This is a genomic window from Shewanella morhuae (assembly GCF_003028295.1).
Lineage (GTDB): Bacteria > Pseudomonadota > Gammaproteobacteria > Enterobacterales > Shewanellaceae > Shewanella > Shewanella morhuae.
Genome location: NZ_PYSG01000002.1, coordinates 143,700 through 165,374, shown reverse-complemented (window position 1 = coordinate 165,374; position 21,675 = coordinate 143,700). Strand labels below are relative to the sequence as shown.

24 protein-coding genes are annotated in these 21,675 nt (G+C 43.8%); 14 read left to right on the top strand and 10 right to left on the bottom strand.

The genetic code is table 11. The features are described from left to right. The first annotated feature begins 362 nt into the window (after nucleotides 1-362). Both degQ and degS read left to right on the top strand, forming a co-directional pair. A complete protein-coding gene (gene degQ, locus C9I43_RS01260; protein ID WP_076502034.1) occupies nucleotides 363-1,715 on the top strand; it encodes a Do family serine endopeptidase DegQ in 1,353 nt (450 codons plus the stop codon). 115 nt (nucleotides 1,716-1,830) lie between these two features. Continuing rightward, nucleotides 1,831-2,913: an outer membrane-stress sensor serine endopeptidase DegS gene (gene degS, locus C9I43_RS01255; RefSeq protein WP_107881601.1), complete on the top strand. Its 1,083-nt coding sequence runs from the start codon at nucleotides 1,831-1,833 to the stop codon at nucleotides 2,911-2,913. Between the two features lie 113 nt (nucleotides 2,914-3,026). Here the strand turns inward: degS and murA are convergent, their stop codons facing one another. From murA to mlaF, 7 genes are read right to left on the bottom strand one after another with little or no spacing between them, the layout of a single operon-like run. After that, a complete protein-coding gene (gene murA, locus C9I43_RS01250; protein WP_076502040.1) occupies nucleotides 3,027-4,286 on the bottom strand; it encodes a UDP-N-acetylglucosamine 1-carboxyvinyltransferase in 1,260 nt (419 codons plus the stop codon). A gap of 9 nt (nucleotides 4,287-4,295) precedes the next feature. Continuing rightward, complete coding sequence (locus C9I43_RS01245) at nucleotides 4,296-4,553, bottom strand: BolA family protein (RefSeq protein WP_107881599.1); 258 nt, start codon at nucleotides 4,551-4,553, stop codon at nucleotides 4,296-4,298. Between the two features lie 19 nt (nucleotides 4,554-4,572). Continuing rightward, nucleotides 4,573-4,857: an STAS domain-containing protein gene (locus C9I43_RS01240; protein ID WP_076502045.1), complete on the bottom strand. Its 285-nt coding sequence runs from the start codon at nucleotides 4,855-4,857 to the stop codon at nucleotides 4,573-4,575. Then, nucleotides 4,854-5,516: an MlaC/ttg2D family ABC transporter substrate-binding protein gene (locus tag C9I43_RS01235; RefSeq protein ID WP_107881597.1), complete on the bottom strand. Its 663-nt coding sequence runs from the start codon at nucleotides 5,514-5,516 to the stop codon at nucleotides 4,854-4,856. The genes C9I43_RS01240 and C9I43_RS01235 overlap by 4 nt, the downstream gene beginning before the upstream one ends. Nucleotides 5,517-5,527: 11 nt before the next feature. Then, complete coding sequence (mlaD, locus tag C9I43_RS01230; protein WP_107881595.1) at nucleotides 5,528-6,001, bottom strand: outer membrane lipid asymmetry maintenance protein MlaD; 474 nt, start codon at nucleotides 5,999-6,001, stop codon at nucleotides 5,528-5,530. Nucleotides 6,002-6,058: 57 nt separating this feature from the next. Further along, nucleotides 6,059-6,844: a lipid asymmetry maintenance ABC transporter permease subunit MlaE gene (mlaE, locus tag C9I43_RS01225; RefSeq protein ID WP_076502052.1), complete on the bottom strand. Its 786-nt coding sequence runs from the start codon at nucleotides 6,842-6,844 to the stop codon at nucleotides 6,059-6,061. Beyond that, nucleotides 6,841-7,659, bottom strand: a complete 819-nt coding sequence (gene mlaF, locus C9I43_RS01220) for a phospholipid ABC transporter ATP-binding protein MlaF (protein ID WP_107881593.1) — start codon at nucleotides 7,657-7,659, stop codon at nucleotides 6,841-6,843. Before mlaF ends, mlaE begins: the two co-directional genes overlap by 4 nt. 644 nt (nucleotides 7,660-8,303) lie before the next feature. Between mlaF and C9I43_RS01215 the strand changes: the two genes are divergently transcribed. The 11 genes from C9I43_RS01215 (at nucleotide 8,304) to mgtE (ending at nucleotide 16,737) form a co-directional block, all read left to right on the top strand. Continuing rightward, complete coding sequence (locus tag C9I43_RS01215; RefSeq protein ID WP_076502059.1) at nucleotides 8,304-9,281, top strand: KpsF/GutQ family sugar-phosphate isomerase; 978 nt, start codon at nucleotides 8,304-8,306, stop codon at nucleotides 9,279-9,281. Then, entirely contained in the window at nucleotides 9,281-9,832 is a 552-nt protein-coding gene (gene kdsC, locus C9I43_RS01210; RefSeq protein WP_107881591.1) for a 3-deoxy-manno-octulosonate-8-phosphatase KdsC, read from the top strand. Before C9I43_RS01215 ends, kdsC begins: the two co-directional genes overlap by 1 nt. Beyond that, the gene (gene lptC, locus C9I43_RS01205) at nucleotides 9,829-10,389 is read left to right on the top strand and encodes an LPS export ABC transporter periplasmic protein LptC (RefSeq protein WP_107881589.1); all 561 of its coding nucleotides are present in this window, start codon (nucleotides 9,829-9,831) and stop codon (nucleotides 10,387-10,389) included. The genes kdsC and lptC overlap by 4 nt, the downstream gene beginning before the upstream one ends. Then, nucleotides 10,376-10,930, top strand: a complete 555-nt coding sequence (lptA, locus tag C9I43_RS01200) for a lipopolysaccharide transport periplasmic protein LptA (protein WP_076502068.1) — start codon at nucleotides 10,376-10,378, stop codon at nucleotides 10,928-10,930. Before lptC ends, lptA begins: the two co-directional genes overlap by 14 nt. Continuing rightward, nucleotides 10,927-11,658, top strand: a complete 732-nt coding sequence (gene lptB, locus C9I43_RS01195; RefSeq protein WP_076502071.1) for an LPS export ABC transporter ATP-binding protein — start codon at nucleotides 10,927-10,929, stop codon at nucleotides 11,656-11,658. The genes lptA and lptB overlap by 4 nt, the downstream gene beginning before the upstream one ends. Before the next feature lie 107 nt (nucleotides 11,659-11,765). Then, nucleotides 11,766-13,244: an RNA polymerase factor sigma-54 gene (locus C9I43_RS01190; protein WP_107881586.1), complete on the top strand. Its 1,479-nt coding sequence runs from the start codon at nucleotides 11,766-11,768 to the stop codon at nucleotides 13,242-13,244. Between the two features lie 28 nt (nucleotides 13,245-13,272). Further along, entirely contained in the window at nucleotides 13,273-13,560 is a 288-nt protein-coding gene (gene hpf, locus C9I43_RS01185; protein ID WP_076502074.1) for a ribosome hibernation promoting factor, read from the top strand. Nucleotides 13,561-13,562: 2 nt separating this feature from the next. After that, nucleotides 13,563-14,006 carry a PTS IIA-like nitrogen regulatory protein PtsN gene (gene ptsN / locus C9I43_RS01180; RefSeq protein ID WP_076502077.1) on the top strand — a complete coding sequence of 148 codons (444 nt, stop codon included), beginning with the start codon at nucleotides 13,563-13,565 and terminating at the stop codon, nucleotides 14,004-14,006. Then, nucleotides 14,003-14,857, top strand: a complete 855-nt coding sequence (gene rapZ, locus C9I43_RS01175) for an RNase adapter RapZ (protein ID WP_076502079.1) — start codon at nucleotides 14,003-14,005, stop codon at nucleotides 14,855-14,857. The genes ptsN and rapZ overlap by 4 nt, the downstream gene beginning before the upstream one ends. Beyond that, nucleotides 14,844-15,119: an HPr family phosphocarrier protein gene (locus C9I43_RS01170; protein WP_076502082.1), complete on the top strand. Its 276-nt coding sequence runs from the start codon at nucleotides 14,844-14,846 to the stop codon at nucleotides 15,117-15,119. The genes rapZ and C9I43_RS01170 overlap by 14 nt, the downstream gene beginning before the upstream one ends. Before the next feature lie 253 nt (nucleotides 15,120-15,372). Further along, the gene (gene mgtE / locus C9I43_RS01165; RefSeq protein WP_076502085.1) at nucleotides 15,373-16,737 is read left to right on the top strand and encodes a magnesium transporter; all 1,365 of its coding nucleotides are present in this window, start codon (nucleotides 15,373-15,375) and stop codon (nucleotides 16,735-16,737) included. A 286-nt stretch (nucleotides 16,738-17,023) separates the two neighbouring features. On the opposite strand, the gene C9I43_RS01160 is transcribed toward mgtE, so the two are convergent. After that, complete coding sequence (locus tag C9I43_RS01160; protein ID WP_076502124.1) at nucleotides 17,024-17,710, bottom strand: YiaD family glycine zipper/OmpA-like lipoprotein; 687 nt, start codon at nucleotides 17,708-17,710, stop codon at nucleotides 17,024-17,026. 1,157 nt (nucleotides 17,711-18,867) lie between these two features. Next, nucleotides 18,868-19,728, bottom strand: coding sequence for a PA4780 family RIO1-like protein kinase (locus tag C9I43_RS01155; RefSeq protein ID WP_076502088.1), 861 nt, complete (start codon nucleotides 19,726-19,728; stop codon nucleotides 18,868-18,870). A gap of 481 nt (nucleotides 19,729-20,209) precedes the next feature. Here C9I43_RS01155 and C9I43_RS01150 point away from each other — a divergent pair, with 481 nt between their 5' ends. Beyond that, nucleotides 20,210-20,758, top strand: a complete 549-nt coding sequence (locus C9I43_RS01150; RefSeq protein WP_107881584.1) for a DUF2799 domain-containing protein — start codon at nucleotides 20,210-20,212, stop codon at nucleotides 20,756-20,758. 61 nt (nucleotides 20,759-20,819) lie between these two features. Here C9I43_RS01150 and C9I43_RS01145 read toward each other — a convergent pair whose 3' ends face one another. Further along, complete coding sequence (locus tag C9I43_RS01145) at nucleotides 20,820-21,575, bottom strand: phosphatase PAP2 family protein (protein ID WP_107883986.1); 756 nt, start codon at nucleotides 21,573-21,575, stop codon at nucleotides 20,820-20,822. Nucleotides 21,576-21,675 lie beyond the last annotated feature (100 nt).

Below are 21,675 nucleotides of genomic sequence, written 5' to 3'. Positions count from 1 at the left end.
AGGATATATCAATACAGAACGTAATGCTGGATGAAAACAGACAATACAGTATAAAAAGCGGGTAAATTGTGCTCAAAGGGCTATGCTGTAAATCATTTCAGTTTATTGTGAGCGAAATAAACCTTAGCTTGAATAACAAGGCTAACGTCCCCATTTTTTGGTATTGAAACGCTCATAAAGATCGCGTAAATCGCTAATAAAAATTAACATATTTTAATATTGAAGAACTTTTTCAATAAGGTGCGTGTCAGAGTTGTTACCTAGGCAAAGAGCCGGTACCGATACAGAGTTGATCTGACGCTCGCACAATTGCTGATGCATTACATCCGGATCGATTAACCATTATTTGGAGTTATGAATAGATGAAAACAAAATTATCAGTACTTTCAGCCGCTATGTTAGCCGCAACCCTGACGATGATGCCCGTTGTTTCACAGGCAGCGATTCCTCAGACGGTTGATGGGCAATCTATGCCAAGTCTTGCGCCTATGCTTGAGCGCACAACTCCAGCGGTAGTGTCTGTTGCCGTCACTGGTACTCATGTTTCGAAACAAAGAGTACCTGATGTTTTTCGTTATTTCTTCGGACCTAATGCACCGCAAGAACAAGTACAAGAACGTCCTTTCAGGGGCTTAGGTTCTGGCGTCATCATTGATGCGGAAAAAGGCTATATTGTTACAAATAACCATGTGATTGATGGCGCAGATGATATTCAAGTCGGCCTTAACGACGGACGAGAAGTAAAAGCTAAATTAATTGGTACTGATTCAGAGTCTGATATTGCATTGCTGCAAATTGAGGCAAAAAATCTAGTTGCAATAAAATCGTCTAACTCTGATGAACTTCGTGTTGGTGACTTTGCTGTTGCTATCGGTAATCCCTTCGGTTTAGGTCAAACCGTTACATCCGGTATTGTCAGCGCGTTAGGCCGTAGCGGCTTAGGCATTGAAATGCTAGAGAACTTTATTCAAACCGATGCAGCAATTAACAGTGGTAACTCAGGTGGCGCACTCGTTAACTTAAACGGCGAGTTAATTGGCATTAACACGGCAATTGTGGCGCCAGGCGGTGGTAACGTAGGTATTGGTTTTGCTATTCCAGCCAATATGGTGAAAAGTTTAGTTGCACAAATTGCTGAGCATGGTGAAGTTCGCCGTGGTGTATTAGGTATTTCGGGACGCGATCTTGATAGCCAACTCGCACAAGGTTTTGGTTTAGATACTCAGCATGGTGGTTTCGTTAATGAAGTCACAGCAGGAAGTGCTGCAGAAAAAGCGGGAATTAAAGCGGGTGATATTATTGTTAGTGTCGATGGCCGTGGCATTAAGTCCTTCCAAGAATTACGAGCCAAAGTCGCCACTATGGGTGCGGGAGCCAAAGTTGAATTAGGCATTATTCGCGACGGTGATAAGAAAACGGTTAAAGTCACATTGGGCGAAGCTAGCCAAAGCACTGAGTCAGCAGCAGGCGCTGTGCATCCTATGCTGCAAGGGGCAACCTTAGAAAACTCATCTAAAGGTATTGAAATTACTGAGGTTGCTCAAGGCTCTCCTGCAGCGATGAGTGGCTTACAAAAAGGCGATGTCATTGTGGGGATTAACCGCACCACGATTAAGGATCTTAAAACCCTTAAAGCCCAGCTAAAAGATCAAGAAGGCGCTGTTGCACTGAAAATAATGCGCGATAAGAGCATGCTGTATTTAGTATTACGTTAATCACTACATTAACCACATTTTCAACCTAAGATAAGCATAGGGAGCCTTGGCTCCCTATGCTTACATAGATTAAACATGTTAATCTAACTCACCTTTTTTAAGATTCCATCCTGCCATGACGATAAAAGACACTTTGTTATATCTCGGTAAAGCCACTCTTTTCGGTCTTATCATGGCGGCTATATTTTTATTAGTGACACGTTATTTCGATAATCAATCACTAGGTAATAATCTGCTACAAACTCGGGCTAATAACACTGTTGAGCTGTCATTTGCTAAGGCTGTACGCCGTGCTGCCCCTGCGGTGGTAAATATTTATAGCCTCAGCATAGATCAAACTCGCCCACTAAATTCAGGATCACTGCAAGGCCTTGGCTCTGGTGTGATAATGAGTAAAGAAGGTTATATTCTCACTAATTACCATGTCATTAAAAAAGCTGATGAGATTGTCGTTGCCCTGCAAGATGGCCGTAAATTTACTTCAGAAGTCGTAGGTTTTGATCCTGAAACTGATTTATCGGTACTCAAAATTGAAGGTGACAACTTACCCATTGTACCTGTTAACCTTGAAAGCCCACCTCAAGTCGGTGATGTTGTACTCGCTATTGGTAATCCCTATAACTTAGGCCAAACCATTACCCAAGGCATTATCAGTGCTACGGGCCGAAACGGTTTAAGTTCAGGTTATTTAGATTTCCTGCAAACCGATGCTGCAATTAATGCGGGTAACTCAGGCGGCGCACTCATTGACACTAATGGTAGCCTTATCGGAATTAATACCGCGGCATTCCAAGTGGGTGAAGAAGGCGGCGGTCACGGAATAAACTTCGCCATTCCCATTAAGTTAGCCCACAGCATTATGAATAAGCTGATTAAAAATGGTCGCGTAATCCGCGGTGCGTTAGGTATCTCTGGCGAGCCGATTAACCCTGTGGTGGCGCAAATACTGAACCTGCCCGATCTCAAAGGCGTGCTCATCACAGGTATCGATCCTAATGGTCCAGCAGCGCGCGCACAGCTCATGCCAAGGGATGTTATTATCAAATACGATGATGAGGATGTACCCGGCGTAGAAATGCTGATGGATCGTATTGCAGAAACCACACCGGGGGAAAAAGTGATGATGACGGTAATACGCCAAGGTAAACAACAGGAGTTACCCGTCATTATCGATGAAAAGGTTGTGGTCGATAACTAGAGTAGCACTTTGCATTAGGTGCGATGAACAAAATACTGACAACAAAAAACCAGCTTTTAGCTGGTTTTTTAATATATCGAGATTTTAATATTGAAGGGCTAAATAAGCCCCTATCACTGAATGCGAACAACCTCAGCGCCTAAACCTTGAAACTTATTCTCAATATGCTCGTAGCCACGATCTAAATGATAGATACGATCCACTATCGTTTGTCCATCGGCCACCAAGCCCGCAATCACTAGACTTGCTGATGCACGTAAATCCGTCGCCATCACCTGAGCGCCACTTAAGGACTCAATCCCATGGATGATGCAAGTGTTACCTTCAAGCTCCATAGTTGCGCCCATACGGATGAGTTCAGGCACATGCATAAAGCGGTTCTCAAAAATAGTCTCAGTAATTGTAGCAGTGCCTTGTGCTAAGGCATTGAGTACACAAAACTGTGCTTGCATATCGGTAGGAAAACCAGGGTAAGGCGCGGTTTTGATATTTACGGCTTTAGGACGTTTACCCTGCATATCGAGCTCAATCCAATCTTCACCCGTAGTAATCGTCGCGCCCGCATCTTCAAGCTTAGCGATAACTGACTCAAGTGAAGCTGGGTCGGCTTTTAAACAACGAATACGGCCACGAGTGACCGCCGCAGCAACCAGGAATGACCCCGTTTCGATTCGATCTGGCATAACGCGATAATGACAGCCCTGTAAACGCTCAACCCCTTGAATACGCAGTGTCGCACTGCCTACACCGGTAATTTTGGCGCCCATTGCAATTAAGCAGTTGGCTAGATCGATCACTTCAGGCTCACGAGCCGCGTTTTCAATTACGGTTTCGCCATCGGCTAATGCCGCAGCCATCAGTAAGTTTTCAGTTGCACCAACGCTGACCATGTCCATAAAAATATGAGCGCCTTTAAGACGTCCATCAACACGGGCTTTGATATAACCTTCTTTCACTTCAATCTTAGCGCCCATCATTTCAAGGCCATGTAAGTGAAGGTTCACTGGTCTTGCACCAATAGCACAGCCGCCTGGCAATGAAACGTCAGCGGTTCCATATCGAGCCAATAATGGCCCTAAGATCAAGATAGAGGCACGCATCGTTTTGACGAGATCGTAAGGAGCACAAAACTCATTCAAATTAGTCGTTGAAATCCGAATTTGTCCGTCGCCAAGTTCAGTCACTTCGGCGCCGAGGCAGCGTAATAATTTACAGCTAGTACTGACATCACGCAGATTGGGCACATTAGAAACCACAAAGTCGGTTTCAGCTAATACGCCTGCCATTAAAATAGGCAAAGCCGCATTTTTGGCACCTGAAATGATCACGTCACCGGCAAGCGGAGGGCTCGCCTTAATTGTTAGTTTATCCACTTTTCCTCACTAGCTAGGCATGTTGAAAACTTTTTCGCGTTTCCATTGAGTCGGCGTGAAAGCTTTAATCGTTAATGCATGTAATTCACCGTTGGCAATGTGTGCCGTCAACGGTGCATAAATGGCTTGTTGCTGTTTAACTCGACTCATTCCATCAAAGCACTCACCTACGGCGATCACTTTATAATGGCTACCATCCGAGCTAGCGTGGACTTCTTCGAGCCCTAACGCATCACGTAAAATTTGTTCTATTAAGCTGCATTCCATGACGTCTTTCACCTTATTTTTAATGCGCTTCTTCGGTAAAGAAGGCATGTAAATCATATAAATCAATTAACTTTTTCAGCTGGGGAGACGCTAAAATCAATTCAAGCGGTCGGCTATGTTCACGTACTAGCGCCAATAAAAAGGCTATACCAGCGCTGTCACTGTATTGAAGCTCAGACAAAGACAACGTCTGTATGGAATCATCCAGTAATTGCTGTCGCTGTGGCCACAGTGTAATAACGTCGGCTTGGGTTAGACGCCCTTTGAGGTGACAAACTGTGCCTTGTTGCACAAATTCAATCACGACTGCGACTTCCCTGATTTAGCCTTGATAACGACTTTTTCTTTCGTGCGTTCGTCAAGCATCTTAATCACAGAATCGATACCCTGCTGACGAATAAGGTTAGAAATTTCAGACTGTTTAGAAGACAGTAAACTTACACCTTCTGCTACCAAATCAAAGGCTTTCCATGTGTCATCTTTCAAGCGACGCGCTTTAAAGAGTACTTTAATGGGCGGGCGACCCGCTTCAATGATCTGTATATTTACATCGACTATTTTCTCTTGGCTGAAATCAACCCCTGGCGAAAACTCCACTTTTTGATTGGTGTACTCAGTAAAAGCTTGCGCATAGGTAGAGACTAAATAACCTTCAAAAGCATCAACAAAACGGTTGCGTTGATCTTCGGTTGAATCCTTAAGATATTGACCTAATACCTTGTAAGAAGCGTATTTATAATCGACATAGGGCATTAATTCTTCACGAACAATGACCTTTAAATGATCAGAGTCGGCATCGATAAGCGCTTTATCTTTATGAAAACGATCAAAGGTTTTATTGGCAACGGCTTTTACCATGGCATAGGGATCTTTGGTGTCCACAACCACATCAGCGGCGATAGCACTTGTTGTCCCTAAAACCATCACTAGCGGCAATAAAAAGCGAGATAAGATGTTAAACATAGCGGTAACCCCTATTTATCCTTCGAACCCATACTATATAAGAACTGACCAATCAGCTCTTCCAATACCAATGCTGAACGAGTGTCGTCAATTTTATCGCCATCTTTTAGCATACTGACATCATCATCAACAAAACCAGGTGTTAACCCCAAGAATTGCTCACCCAATAAACCTGAAGTCAAAATAGCTAAGCTACTGGTTTCTGGAAATTTGTCATAACGCTTATCCATCACAACTGTGACTACAGCGACTAATTTAACCGGATCTAAATCAATACTACTTACCCGGCCGACCACTACACCACCAACCTTGACAGGTGAGCGTACCTTCAAGCCACCAATATTGGTAAAATTGGCTTTTATGGTATAGGTGCTGTCGCTGCTTTTAACTTCAATATTGGCAACATTAAAGACTAAGACCAAAAAAGCGGCCAGTCCGGTTAAAAGAAAAACACCCACTAATAATTCAATTTTTCGTGTCAACATGCTTAGCTACCACTCTGTTAATGCATCTAATCCTGTGTCGAAATCCGCAGTGTTCCGTTAGCGGCCAAACATCAGGGCTGTCAGTAAAAAATCCAATGCCAATACTGCAAGGCTCGACTGAACGACCGTCTGCGTCGTTGCTCGGCTAATGCCTTCCGGATTAGGGATCACTTGATAACCGCGATATAACGCAATCCAAGTAACTACTACGGCAAACACGCCACTCTTGATCAAGCAGTTAACTATGTCCTGACGCCATTCAACCGACGCCTGTAAAATAGACCAAAACGCACCACTGTCGATACCTTTCCATTCCACGCCAACAATGTGACCACCGTAAATACCGACTGCAGTAAACATCAACACCAGCAATGGCATACTGATAACCCCAGCCCAAAAGCGCGGGGCAATAATCTGCCTTAATGGGTCGATAGCCATCATCTCTAAACTTGAGAGCTGCTCGGTACTTTTCATTAACCCAATTTCAGCGGTTAATGCTGAGCCTGCCCGTCCTGCAAATAATAAGGCTGTGACTACCGGTCCTAACTCACGCAGTAAACTTAATGCCACCATAGGGCCTAAGCTTTCTTCGGTGCCAAAGCCGACTAAAATATTGTAGCCTTGTAGCGCAAGTACCATGCCGATGAACAGCCCTGAGACTAAAATAATCACCATAGATTGCACGCCGACCACATAAATCTGCCGTACTAATAATGGAAAACCTTTACGCACACGTGGCCAACGAAAAATAGCGCCCCACAGCATCAGCCCAGCACGGCCAAAACCAAGTACAAACTCAATGGCGCTGTGGCCCAAGTCAGCAATACTGTCGATTAACTTCACTTGCCAACTCCCTTTGCTAACAATTCTTGTTGATAATCACTGGCAGGATAATGAAACGGCACTGGGCCATCCGGCGCGCCTTGAATAAACTGTTTCAACTGCGGATTATCGGCGTGCTTTAATTCCTCTGGCGTGCCGTGAGCGATGACTTTTTTGTCTGCCACCACATACACATAATCGGCAATGCCAAGCACTTCATCTACGTCATGGGATACCACAACGGAGGTAAGATTGAGCGCATCGGATAACTCACGAATAAGCTTCACCAATACACCCATTGATATTGGGTCTTGGCCTGCAAATGGCTCATCGTACAGCACCATTTCAGGTTCTAGTGCGATGGCTCTGGCCAATGCGGCGCGGCGCTGCATACCGCCAGATAATTCGCTTGGCATCATCTGCGCGGCGCCACGCAAACCCACGGCTTCGAGTTTCATCAGCACGATAGTACGAATGATATCCTCTGGTAGCCCTGAATGTTCACGTAGCGCAAATGCGACGTTATCGAATACATTAATGTCAGTAAACAGCGCGCCGCTTTGAAACAGCATGCTCATACGCTTACGTAACTGAAATAACTCATTGCGACTCACGCCGTGGATATCGTGGCCGTCGAATAACACTTGCCCATGGTCTGGCGTTAATTGACCACCGATTAATTTCAGCAGTGTCGTTTTGCCTATACCACTGGGGCCCATAATCGCCGTCACCTTGCCCCGTGGAATGGACAGGCTAATATCTTTAAATATTGCGCGCTGACCGCGGCTAAACCCCAAGTTACGGATCTCAACCAACGATGTTTGTTCTTGAGTCATGCTTGATCCCAACATTTGCAAAGAGGCAATCCCAATCTTGCAAGACCGTCCCAACAAAGAGCCGCAAATTGTACGTAATTGCGCTTTAACCTACAACCGAATCGACACTATCGGCCTGCGATACTTTCAATTTGACTCATTTACAGCGAAAATGCGCCATAAGTTTTCACTCTGCACCAGTTAAATGTTACTTAATGTTTTAAATCTAGTTGCAGAATAGGTTTTATTGGTTATTTCGTTTGCACTTAGCTCGATCCTTATCCACTTTAAAATATGGATAAGCTGAGACTTAAGTACAAATTTAGAAATATTCTGCGGGATAATACCCACCACGAGACAGAATAAATCCATTGAAATAAACCACAAAGACGATGATATTGCTCAAGATGGTCTATCGCGATACTGCTTGTTCTACATGAATAACTACTATCGCTGAACTTGACGAACTAACTCAATCGTCCTAGCCTGCCGCGATTGTTTTACGGTTTTAGATAAAGCATCGCCATAAAACAGTCGCGAAATTGGCTGAAAATAAAAGATACTTGGCAGAACGCCGATTAAATATCATCTTTATCGCGTACCAAATTGTGCTACTCCAATCCCATAACTGGGGCGACAAAGACAATGCAAAAAGAGAGATAGACATGGTAGACAAATCACAACTGCGCCAATGGGGCTGCAAAGTTATCGACATTGAAAAGTCAGCCCTAGACAATCTTTATCAGTATGTAGATTCAGTTGAATTTGCAGAGGCTTGCGAGTTAATTCTCAACTGTACCGGTAAAGTCATTGTGATGGGAATGGGCAAATCTGGCCATATCGGTAATAAGATTTCAGCCACCCTTGCCAGCACAGGTACGCCGGCATTTTTTGTGCACCCGGGTGAAGCCAGCCATGGCGACCTTGGCGTGTTAGCGGATAATGATATTATTTTAGCCCTTTCAAATTCAGGTGAATCGAGCGAAATCCTCACCTTAATGCCCGTTATCCAACGTATGGGCGTGCCTGTGATTGCCATAACGAGTAAGCCAGAGTCCAATATGGCGCGCTTATCAAAAGTCCATTTATGTATTGGGGTACCTGAAGAGGCTTGCCCACTTGGACTTGCTCCCACGTCAAGCACCACGGCAACCTTGGTCATGGGTGATGCCATCGCGATAGCACTGTTACAGGCCAAAGGTTTTACCCGTGATGACTTTGCAATGTCTCACCCTGGCGGCGCACTTGGCCGTAAATTACTGTTAAAGGTCAACGATGTAATGCACAGCGGTGATGACCTACCGCTGGTCAACCATGATATCTGTATCACCGAAGCCCTGTACGAAATTTCCAAAAAAGGTTTAGGTATGACAGCGATTATCGATGATGAACGTAAGCTTGTCGGTATCTTTACCGATGGCGATTTACGCCGAGTCATTGATGCTGAAGTGAATCTACGAACAACACCCATTGCCGATGTAATGACCCGTAACTGCGTTACCATTATGGATAACATATTGGCGGCTAAAGCACTGCAAATAATGGATTCTAAAAATATTAACGGTTTGATTGTAATAGATAAAGACCGCCATCCCATTGGTGCACTTAACATGCTAGACATGGTTAAAGCAGGAGTCATTTAATGCCACAGCAAGGATTTTACGGCCCCATCAGTGATGATGTGTGGCAACGCGCGCAAAAGATTAAACTGTTGATTTGTGACGTCGATGGCGTGTTTTCTGATGGGCGTATTTACTTGAGTAATAACGGTGAAGAGCTAAAAGCATTTCACACCCGCGACGGTTATGGTGTGCGCTCGCTGCTCACTAGCGGTTTTCATCTTGCGGTCATCACAGGGCGCCAATCCAAAATCGTTGAGAACCGTATGGCAGCGCTCGGCGTGACACATATTTACCAAGGTATAGACAATAAATTTGCACCCTATGAGGAATTACTCACGCTTTATGGCGTTACCCCTGATGAGGTGGCTTATATCGGTGACGATATGGTCGACCTACCAGTAATGAACGTGGTTGGTTTAGCGGTTAGCGTTGCCGATGGTCATCCTTATGTCCGTCAGCATGCTCACTTTGTTACCACCCTTAATGGTGGCCACGGGGCATTGCGTGAACTCACAGACCTATTACTGCTGAGTCAAAATAAGTTCACCTCGGCCCATGGAATGAGTATATGAGCCGTGTGACGCTTGCGATTATTGCATTTTTCGGTACTGCGCTGGCGCTGTATTGGCAAGTGCAAAACAAGCACAATAATGATGCAGATAATAAAGTAAAAGATCAAAATACCCCAGATTACATCGTGGAAGACCTGCGCAGTGTCGAGTTTAATGAACAAGGACTTGTCAACAGTCGTGTTACTGCGAAACATATGGAACATTATGATTCCACTAATCAAACCTTGTTCACTCAACCTGTTTATCTTGTGTACCCCGACCAAGGTAAAGCACAATGGCAACTCAAGGCTGATGAAGGCAAACTTGATAAAGAAACTGGCAAGGTGGTATTACAGAATAATGTCATTATTGATGCTATTAGCTCAGAAGAACCGATTCAAACCTTGTCCACCAGTTATCTGGAACTCGATCTCAATACAATGATAATGACCTCTGACCGCACCATTTATGTCACAGGAAAAGATTTTAATATTCAAGGCCAAGGCCTTTTTGCCGACCTTAATGCACAAGAAGTGCGATTGACCAGTCAGGTAGTAGGAACATATGAAGCAAAATAACGTATTACTTGCCAGCCTCATTCTTATAATGAGCATGAGTGCCTTCGCGAAAGTGGATGATTTAAAACAGGAAGTAAAGATTAAAGCCGTAAGCCAAACGGCAGATATTAAGAATAACCAAGTTATCTTTTTTGGTCCGGTTGAAGTCACTCAAGGCTCTATCAAAATTATTGCGGATCAACTACGTGCATTTTCTGCTGAAGGTGAAAGCAGTAAAACCTTAGTCGCCACGGGTAATCCTGCCACTTATACTCAAGTCCTAGACGATGGTCGCCCAGCATCTGCAAGTGCGAAAGAGATTAGTTATAACATGGCAAGCCGTACCCTCACCCTCAAAGGATTAGCTTCATTAGATCAAGCGGGTAGCCAAGTCCGAGGGAATTTAATCCGCTACGACATCATTCAGCAAAAATTAATTGCCGAAAGTACTGGTAGTGGTGATGATCGCGTGATTACGATTATTCAGCCTGAAAGTTATCAAGATGATATAAAGCCCGGCACCTCAACCGATAAACCTGTCAAAAAGCAGGGTTCTAAATGACCCAGATCACTCTAAGAGCACAAAATTTAGCGAAAAGTTATAAGAACCGCCAAGTCGTTAAAGATGTCAGTTTGACGGTAAAAACCGGTCAAGTCGTTGGTCTACTCGGCCCAAACGGGGCGGGGAAAACCACCACATTTTACATGGTTGTCGGATTGGTAAAGAGCGATAAAGGCCACATTTTTATCGATGACGATGATTTAACCGCCGATCCGATGCACCTGCGTGCCCGCAAAGGCATTGGTTACTTACCACAAGAAGCCAGTATCTTTCGTAAGCTGAGCGTACATGACAACATTATGGCCGTGCTGCAAACTCGCAAAGAGCTAACAAAAGAACAAAGAGATCAAGAATTAGAACATCTGCTGGAAGAGTTTCATATCACCCACATACGTGACAGCCAAGGTATGTCGTTGTCAGGTGGTGAGCGTCGTCGTGTTGAAATTGCGCGTGCGCTAGCGGCTAATCCTAAGTTTATTTTACTTGATGAGCCTTTCGCTGGGGTTGATCCGATTTCAGTTATCGACATCAAAAAAATCATTGAGCAACTTAAAAGCCGTGGCCTTGGTGTGCTAATTACCGACCACAATGTGCGCGAGACATTAGATGTGTGTGAACATGCCTACATTGTTAGTCACGGAAACCTGATTGCAGAAGGAACACCAGCAGAGATCTTAGACAATCAGCAGGTTAGGGCTGTGTACTTAGGTGAACAATTCAGGCTATAGTTAACCAAAGGGAGTCGATGGCCGTAAATTATACTGGCATACGGCTCGACTAAAGAGGGGAATAAGCGACCCCATCTAATAATAATAACTTAGGGATCTGCGGTAACATGAAAGCGTCACTCCAGCTCAAACTGGGTCAACAGTTAACCATGACGCCACAGTTACAGCAGGCAATTCGTCTGTTGCAACTATCGTCATTAGAACTGCAGCAAGAGATCCAGCAAGCCTTAGATTCTAATCCCCTTCTCGAGCTGGAAGAGGATCAATTCGACGCAACTAAAGACCCTGTAAACCAAGCCTTATCGGATACCGATTTCAGTGAATCTGTTGCTCTGCCACCAGAAAAAGATAACTCCACTGTCGATACCGCAGAATCTTTGACTCAAGAATCCATGCCGGACGATCTCCCCATGGATACGACTTGGGATGAAGTGTTTACCGCCTCACCTAATTCAGGCCCAGGTGGGAGTCGCGAAGACGATATGCCCTTTCAAGGAGAGACCAGCGAAGGTTTATATGAGCATTTAGAATGGCAAAAAAATCTCACCCCCTTTTCGGAAACTGATTTAGCCATTGCTACCGCGATTATCGAAGCGATAAATGACCAAGGTTACCTGACCCAAAGCACTGAAGAAATTCTAGAGGCCATAGGTAATCCAGAGGTTGAACTTGATGAAGTCGAAGCCGTACTTAAGCGTATTCAACATTTTGACCCGATAGGTGTCGCCGCCAGAGATTTAAGCGAGTGCCTATTAATCCAATTATCCCACTTTGCACCCGATACGCCCCATCTAAGTAACGCCCGCATGCTGATTAAAGATCATTTAGATCTCATTGCTGCACGTGACTTTAGACTGTTGATGCGTAAAACTAAGCTCAAAGAAGATGAGTTAAGAGATGGTATAGCACTCATCCAAACCCTTAATCCTCGCCCGGGTTTATTAATTACTCCCAACGAGGACGAATACGTTATACCCGATGTATCAGTGTCGAAGAAAAATGGCCGTTGGGTGGTTGAACTCAATCCTGACAACATGCCAAAAATAAATGTAAATCAACACTATGCAGCTATGGCGCGCAGTTCTGCAAACCAAGCCGACAGCCAATTTATTCGTGGGCACCTGCAAGAGGCAAAGTGGTTTATTAAGAGTTTAGAAAGTCGTAATGATACTTTGCTCAAAGTCGCTAACTGTATCGTCCAATACCAGCAAGGCTTCTTTGAGTATGGTGAAGAAGCAATGAAGCCTATGGTGCTTAATGATATTGCCGAAGCAGTAGAAATGCATGAGTCAACCATTTCGCGGGTAACAACCCAAAAGTACATGCATACTCCAAAAGGGCTTTTTGAACTAAAATACTTCTTCTCTAGCCATGTCAGTACAGATGATGGTGGTGAGTGTTCATCAACGGCAATTAGAGCCTTTATTAAAAAACTGGTTGCAGCAGAAAATCAGAAAAAACCATTAAGTGACAGTAAGATGGCACAACTTCTGGCGGAGCAGGGAATAAATGTAGCACGCAGAACTATTGCGAAATACCGAGAAGCTATGCTTATTCCTCCTTCTAATCAACGTAAGAGCTTATAACCTACAGTGAATATCGGAGGACGTTTCTATGCACATACACCTAGTTGGGCACCACATTGAAATTACCGAATCGTTACGCGCATATGTAGAAGAAAAGTTTTCAAAACTTGAACGCCATTTCGAACAGATCAATAATGTGCACGTTGTGCTCAATGTTGAGAAAATACAACAAATTGCTGAAGCGAGGATAAACCTCATCGGTGGTGAAGTATTTGCCACTGCCGAGCATACTGATATGTATGCAGCTATAGACGCCCTGATAGATAAGCTTGATCGTCAGGTTATTAAACACAAAGAGAAGTTAACAAAACACTAATAATGGAACTTTGTAGCATACTGCGGCCGGAGTGCACTACCTGCGCCACTCCGGGCAGTAAGAAAAAAGTACTGGAACTCATCAGCGACCTAGTTGCTGCCCAGTACCCGACCCTCTCATCTCAAGAGATATTCGAAAGCCTAGTGGCGCGCGAAAAAGTGGGGAGCACAGGTATAGGTAACGGTATCGCCATTCCACATGGTCGATTAGCCGATATAGATCAACCCATTGCCGTACTAATTAAGTGCGAAGAGCCAATAGCATTCGATGCTATTGATAAGCAACCGGTTGATATTTTATTTGCATTACTGGTGCCTGCTGACCAATGTCAGCAGCATTTAAGCACCTTGTCTTGCATGGCCGAAAAACTGAGTGACAAGCAAATATTGAAACAATTGCGTAAGACACATGATGAAACAGAACTCTATCAGGTAATCACAGGATGAAACTGGTTATAGTGTCAGGTCGCTCAGGCTCAGGTAAATCCGTTGCCCTTAGGGTACTCGAAGATCTCGGCTATTATTGCGTCGATAACCTTCCGCTACCACTGATTGGGGCTTTACTTGACCAACTGAAAGGTAATAACGAGCTCGTCGCTATCAGTGTCGATGTGCGTAACATGCCTGAGCAAGATAAAGTATTAACTCAACAGCTCGAAAGTCTGCCTGCTGGCATTGAGTTGACGAGTTTCTTCCTTAATTCTAGCGATAAAATTTTGCTTAAGCGTTACAGCGAAACCCGTCGCCTCCATCCTTTATCTAAGAGTCAAGTTTCATTGCAAGAAGCAATAAAACAGGAAGGCAAGCTGCTCGAGCCTATGTCAAAATTGGTCGATCACTACATAGATACCTCAAATTTGAATATTTATGATTTGAGTGACCAAGTGAGACAAATCCTGCTAGGCAGTGTTGATAAAGAATTAGTGATTAACTTTGAATCTTTTGGATTTAAGCACGGCATGCCAGCAGAGGCGGACTTTATGTTCGATGTACGCTTCTTACCCAACCCTCATTGGGAGTTAGCGCTGCGCCCACTCACAGGCTTAGATGAACCCGTGGCTGAATTCTTAAATCGTCAACCACTGGTGAATAAGCTCATCTGGCAAATCGAAAATCTACTCGAAACGTGGCTACCACACCTTGAGCGTAACAACCGCAGTTACTTAACCGTCGCCATTGGTTGTACTGGCGGTCAGCACCGCTCCGTTTTCGTTGCTGAGCAATTAGCTAAACGCTTTAGGAATAGCAAGCATCAGGTTTATGCGCGCCATCGAGAACTTGATAATGCCAAAGCTTGAACGTCAGATAACCATCTGCAATAAACTCGGATTACATGCCCGTGCCGCCACTAAATTGGTGGTACTGGCATCTGATTTTGATGCAGTGATTACTTTGATACAAGGTAATAAACAGGCATCGGCCGCCAGCGTACTTGGTTTATTGATGCTGGAGACTGGTATGGGTAAAACCATTAACATTATCGCTGAAGGCCCCGATGCAGAGCCCGCTCTAGACGCAATTTGTGCCTTAATCGACGCTAAGTTTGACGAAGCCTGTTAGTCTTACTTTATCTTAATTACCCTCTAGTGAATCTTATAGACTGAATTTTAGACACGGCATCATATTTGTCGCTCGACGGCATGAGCCAAGGGCTATTACACTAGCGATTATTACCGCTGTGCCATAACTTAAGCCAACTCTTATTGCGCCTTAATCCACGCAGAAATAGCTATTCTCTGCACGGACAAGTCTTCGTTAAGCCAAGCTCAAGCTGTTACACACTCAATCCAAGTTGCCGCACAATGGAGGACAAATGCCCGTAGAAAATCCAGAAAACGATCATCCCGGACATAGTCTTGACCAGCTAAACCAAGCACTTAGCAGCGGTATGTTTGTGCACGTGCGTAATATGCTTCAGAAAATGGCCGCCTCTGATATTGCGCTGATTTTGGAATCATCACCGCCCGATGCCAGACAAGTGTTATGGCAATTGATCGACCAAGAACACATAGGTGACATACTCGATGAATTGAGCGAGGAGCTAAAGGATCCATTAATCCGTGGCATGAGCCCTGAGCGAGTAGCCAAAGCAACCGCAAGTATGGATACCGACGATCTCGCCTATGTTTTACGTAGTCTACCCGACGCCGTTTATAAACAAGTGTTGCAGTCGATGACGGAACAAAACCGTCAACGGGTAGAGCAGGCCTTATCTTATCCCGATGAGACCGCAGGCAGCTTAATGAATACAGATACAGTGACGCTAAGACCCGATGTGAATATTGATGTAGTACTACGTTATCTTCGTCAGCGGGGCAACCTACCCGACACTACAGACACACTTTATGTCGTCGATAAAAAAGATAAAGTACTTGGTGGCGTTAGGCTTGCCGATTTACTCACCTGCGCGCCAAATACAACGATCCGCAATATTATGGATCCTGATATTGAGAGCATTCCGGTTAGTATGTCCGACAGTGAGGTGGCAAAAAAATTCGAACGTAATGACTGGGTGTCCGCCCCTGTCGTCGATAATGATGGCAAGCTGCTTGGACGTATCACTATTGATGATGTGGTCGATGTTATCCGTGAGGATGCAGAACACTCGATGATGGGTATGGCAGGTATGGATGATGATGAGGATACTTTTGGCCCAGTGCTTAAAAGCACCTTACGTCGCTCACTCTGGCTCTCTATTAATTTATTCGCCGCCTTGCTCGCCTCGTCTGTCAGCAATATGTTTGAAGGCACTATTGAGCAATTTGCCACTATAGCGGTATTAATGACAATAGTCCCGAGCATGGGGGGCGTTGCAGGAAACCAAACTTTAGCGCTAGTGATCCGTGGTATTGCATTAGGTCATATAGGCCAGAGCAACGCACGCTGGCTTATCGGTAAAGAATTATCGATTGGATTTCTTAATGGATTAATGTGGTCAATCTTAGTTTTTATCGCGGTATTTGTGTGGAAAGATGATATCCCACTCGCTGGGCTCATTGGTGGCGCTATGCTAATTAATATGACGATTGCGGGGCTTGCTGGCGCAAGTATTCCATTGATATTAAAACGACTTAAAATCGATCCTGCACTTGCTGGCGGTATGGTATTAGCCACAGTAACCGATATTGTAGGCTTATTTGCCTTCCTTGGTTTAGCAACAATCTACTTGATGCACTAACGCGCTAACATTTAAGCGAACACAATAAAACCATTTGCTTAGCGGCTGGAAACCATAACGAATAAAGCTACTTGTCATTTAGCTGATAACGGTAATGTGATTGTGGTGTTAATCACTTAAATAACATGTTGTAACAGGCTAAAACGTCTTACTGCAATATGCGCATCGCCAAGCAATTTGCATCGCCGTTGCCCCAATGGAGGTGACCGAATCTAAGTTAATGTGTACAAAAAAGTCGCCCTCAGGCGACTTTTTCTATCATTAATCTCGTGGCTAAACCAGACAATTAACCCGTTGGAGTTAATACGATCTCTACGCGGCGGTTTTGCGCACGGCCGTTCGCATTTGCATTCGATGCAATCGGGCTGGATTCGCCCATACCTTGAGATTTAACACGTGCAGAGGCAACGCCTTTACTCATCAGATAGTTACCGACTTCACTCGCACGCACTTGTGATAAGCGTAAATTATAAGAGTCTGAACCACTGCTGTCGGTATAACCTAATATGTTCAGTTGCGTTTTACTGTATTCTTTTGCCACTAACGCTACCGAGTTGAGCACTCGTTTGGCTCCATCACTTAATTCAGTTTGATCAACACCGAACGTCACTTCATTAGGCATGTTCAAAATAATGTTATCGCCACTGCGAGTCACACTCACACCCGTTGAGGCCAATTGTTGGCGCAATTTAGTTTCTTGCACGTCCATGTAATAACCAATACCGCCGCCTACAGCAGCGCCAGATGCGGCGCCAATTAATGCGCCTTTGCCGCGGTCGCTCTTACTCGAAGAGGCAACGCCAATAGCGGCGCCTGCAACGGCACCAATTAATGATCCCGTGGTTGCTTTGGCTGTTTGTTCTTCATTTGAATAGGGATTAATTGTGGTACAACCCGATGCAACTAATGTGGTAGTCATTACCACTATGGCTAACAAGGACGGCTTAAATTGCGTTGCCTGAAAACACTTCATCATTAAAAAACCTCTATATATGATTGATAACTGTGAATCCTGCTCAAAAAAAGCTAGAAATATCACTTCCATTCAATAACTCAATAATCGAATGGATTGCCATAAGGCTGGCAGTATATAAGCAATTGTGACTAAGGCCATCTTTTATCGACATTCAATTCTGTTAATCATCTACTTAGTCAGCAAAAGTACAGACTTCTTGCTTCATCAAACTTTTATCTTTCTAAATCATATTAATACAGTGGCACCAAAAGAGTGCATCTTGCACCCTTGTGGTTATCTGCAAAGATTAACAGCATCATCACAAACAATTTAAACAATTGATTTTAAATGATTAATGTGAAATATATATATTGGCATGGATCTTACATACTATTAAGTGAGTATGAGATTGGCTTTATTAGTTTTTTAGAAAATAAAGCACTTTTTAACCGGACTCATTCACATGAAATCGGCCGATAAGAGCAGCGTATGCTATCGAATAGAGAGTCAACCAGGAGCAGACATGAACACAGTCAACAAGATTATTGCGCTATGTCATTACAAATGGATTGATTTATGCCATATAGGCCTGAGCCAATGGGATGTAGAGTAGAAATAAATACATCGACAAAGAATACATGCCTCAATGATGAGTCGCATTCAATAAGTTAAACCCTCACATAACACTAATGCCGCGGCTTAAGTGAGTACCAGATAGATTAGGTCGGACGAAACAAAATATCGCCATGCTGATAACGCTAACGATTTTAAAGAAGTACTCATAAAAATAATAATGGTGCCCTTTTAGTCCGACCTTGTCGTCCAAACAGATACACCTAATGAAGGTTAGAAAATATAGCAAGGGATAAGCGCTGCGCTTCTACAGGTTAGATAGCAGCAATATAAAGGTTTCGGCAAGACTGGAGAGAGCGTTATCTCCCCCAAAATCAAATATGTACATTGTGCTCCCCCAAGTCATGAACATATTTCTCTCTCAAGTCTTGTCATTTTATCACATTGACTATGGGCCACTGGCCAATAAAAACTAAGCTAATAGTGGGCTAAAGTAGTCATAAAATAAAACCATAAACCCAAATCTAAACTTAATTTTTGGTATAAAAAAGACGCTACTCTGAGCGTCATTTTTATACCAACTTTTTATTAACAGCGAGTGGTTAATAATCTTCTTCGTTAGCCTCTTGAATGCGCTGTTTACGTTCTTGCGCTTCTTCAAAAGCCGCTTGGATTTCTTCGAGTACCGCACTCACATCAGCTTCAACTAACACTTCAGTAAATTCGCCCGTTAATGGGGTATCTGGTTTTAATTCACCCGCTTCAAACAAAGCCCAAATCTCTTTAGCATATTGGGTTTTTAATAATTCAGGCGCATACAAGCCGTAATACTGGGTCATGTTATTCACATCGCGTGCTAGCATCCATTTGGCATGATTATTAGCAGCCGCATCGACCGCCTGAGGTAAATCAATAATTACTGGCCCTTCGCTATCCACTAACACGTTAAACTCAGATAAGTCACCGTGTACCAAACCCTCGCACAGCATATACTTAACGTATTCCATTACTAATGCATGATCGCGTAGCGCTTTTTCTGCCGGCATGCTGACATCGTTCAATCTAGGTGCGACATGGCCATCGGCATCAGTTACTAACTCCATTAGCAACACGCCATCAAAACAGCCATAAGGTGTAGGCACACGAACGCCTGCATTAGCTAAACGATATAACGCATCGACCTCGGCACTTTGCCAAGCTTCTTCCTGCTGATCACGGCCAAATTTAGAGCCTTTTTCCATCGCGCGCGCGCGACGACTATTACGCACTTTTCGGCCTTCTTGATATAACACCGCTTGCTTAAAACTACGTTTGTCAGCTTCTTTATAAACTTTGGCACAGCGAATATCATCACCACTGCGTACAACGTACACTGTGGCTTCTTTACCGCTCATTAACTGGCTAATGACCTCATCGACCAGTCCTTCATCAACCAGGGGTTGGATTCGTTTCGGAGTTTTCATAGCGCCCTTATACCTTACTTAGGCATGATATGGAATACTGCGGGCAAATCTTCATACAAAAGCGGTCTCCAGCTGAAGTTTGATGAATATTGTTCAGGATTAATATACGAATTTTAAGTAAAAAAATTAAAGCACTTACGTCTCAAATACAATACCAGATTTGCTCAAGACTTTGTTAAAGAAAGCAGTTTAAAATCAAACTTAAACGAAAAAGAACTTTTTTGTTTATCGCTATAAAAATAAGATTCAAAATAACGACTACGACCTTAGCTACTCAGATTTAAATTTAAGATAACCTCAGTCTACCGCCAAAACGAAACAAAATTTAACAAATAAAATCAAACGCTTGAAAGAACTCGCCTACAGTGATAAAGATTGAGAAACATTTAGGCTAAAACTGCACCAATCACTGTAGATAACGCTAGATCTCGTGAGTTGCAGCCTTTATCCTAACGGCCACACTATCCAAAGAGCTTTCTAAATGCGTCATAGTAGTATTCTCCTCGCTTTTTCAGTCTTATGTATGACGCAATGCAGTAGCTTATCCATTGAAGAGTGCGCTAATAATGATTGGTTTTCACTTGGGCTCGCCGATGGTAATCGAGGGGCAAATGCAGGACAACTTAATCAATACCAAAAAGATTGTCGCGAATTTAATCTTAGTGTCGATACGGCGCAGTGGAAGCAGGGATATTTACAAGGATTGACCAATTATTGCCAACCTGAAAATGGCTACCGTATTGGATTAGCAGGACAAAGCTATTATGGCGTTTGTAGCAGTAACGAATTTGTTGAACGTTACAATCAAGGGCATCAGCAATATCAAATTAACAAACGTATGGCGGATATTGTCGAACGTTTAAATGCCATTGATAGAGAAATCAGCAGTATTGATGGCAAGCTCAATAATCTCACTGATAAAGCGAGCTTATTAAAACAAAAAAACAACCTACTCAATGAAAAACAACAACTGCTAGATGAAAGATATCGCCTACGTAGACCCGATATACGCTTTGAATTTAAATATTAAGCGCCAAAAACACTGATGCCCATAGGGATCAGTGTTGGCTAACGCTGCCATTAGGCGCTATTTAAGCCGTTCTATTATGAGGTTGGGGTTTAATGAATGGCATACTTCTGACCGCACTGGGCAATTTCGACACCTGAGGCCGTAGAAAAAAAGCATAATAGAGCAAGCTAGACGACGTCCACGCAATCGCTAAACTCCACAGATCATGAGTTAAAAAATGCGCGCCCCGCAGCTCTTGAGCAATGCCAAAAGCCAGCCCTAAGATCATGCCAAACGCTAATCCGAATTTAGCTAAACTTGGACGATATTCCTTAAATACATAAAATAAAGCGACCCAAGCAAAGCCACCACTGGTATGGCCGCCAGGGAAGCATTGACCAAACTCGGCACCCTCGGGTAAACGCGCAAATAAGGATGAATGCAGCATACTGCCACCAAACTCGACCACATCCCACGGACAGGTCATATGGGTCACGCTTTTACCCATTCGCACTAATAGCACGCTGGCTAGCACACTACAGAAAAGAAAAATCAGCCCCTTACGGTACGGTTTTACTGTGTCATTACGAAAACTCATCGCAATCGCGATAACAACACTCAGCGCCAGTAAAATAACAAAATAATGCCCCGCAACATGTAGCACCCCCTCAGTAAGCCAATGCCCCCTCAAAGGCCAAGAGTTCACACCGCCTTGCCAATGAAATAGCTCACTGGCTAATCTCATGTCCGTGTGCGTCCATTCAAGTACCCCAATAATGGCGGCAAAAAAGCACAGTGGTAGCAATAAATGCCCTTTAGCAAAACTAAAAAATGTCACACTGACATTATGTGGTGTCGTGGTATGCACTCATCTATCCCATCGCCAGAATCTCAGCTCAGAATAAAGATGAATTCTTATCAAAAACTTAAGCCATTAA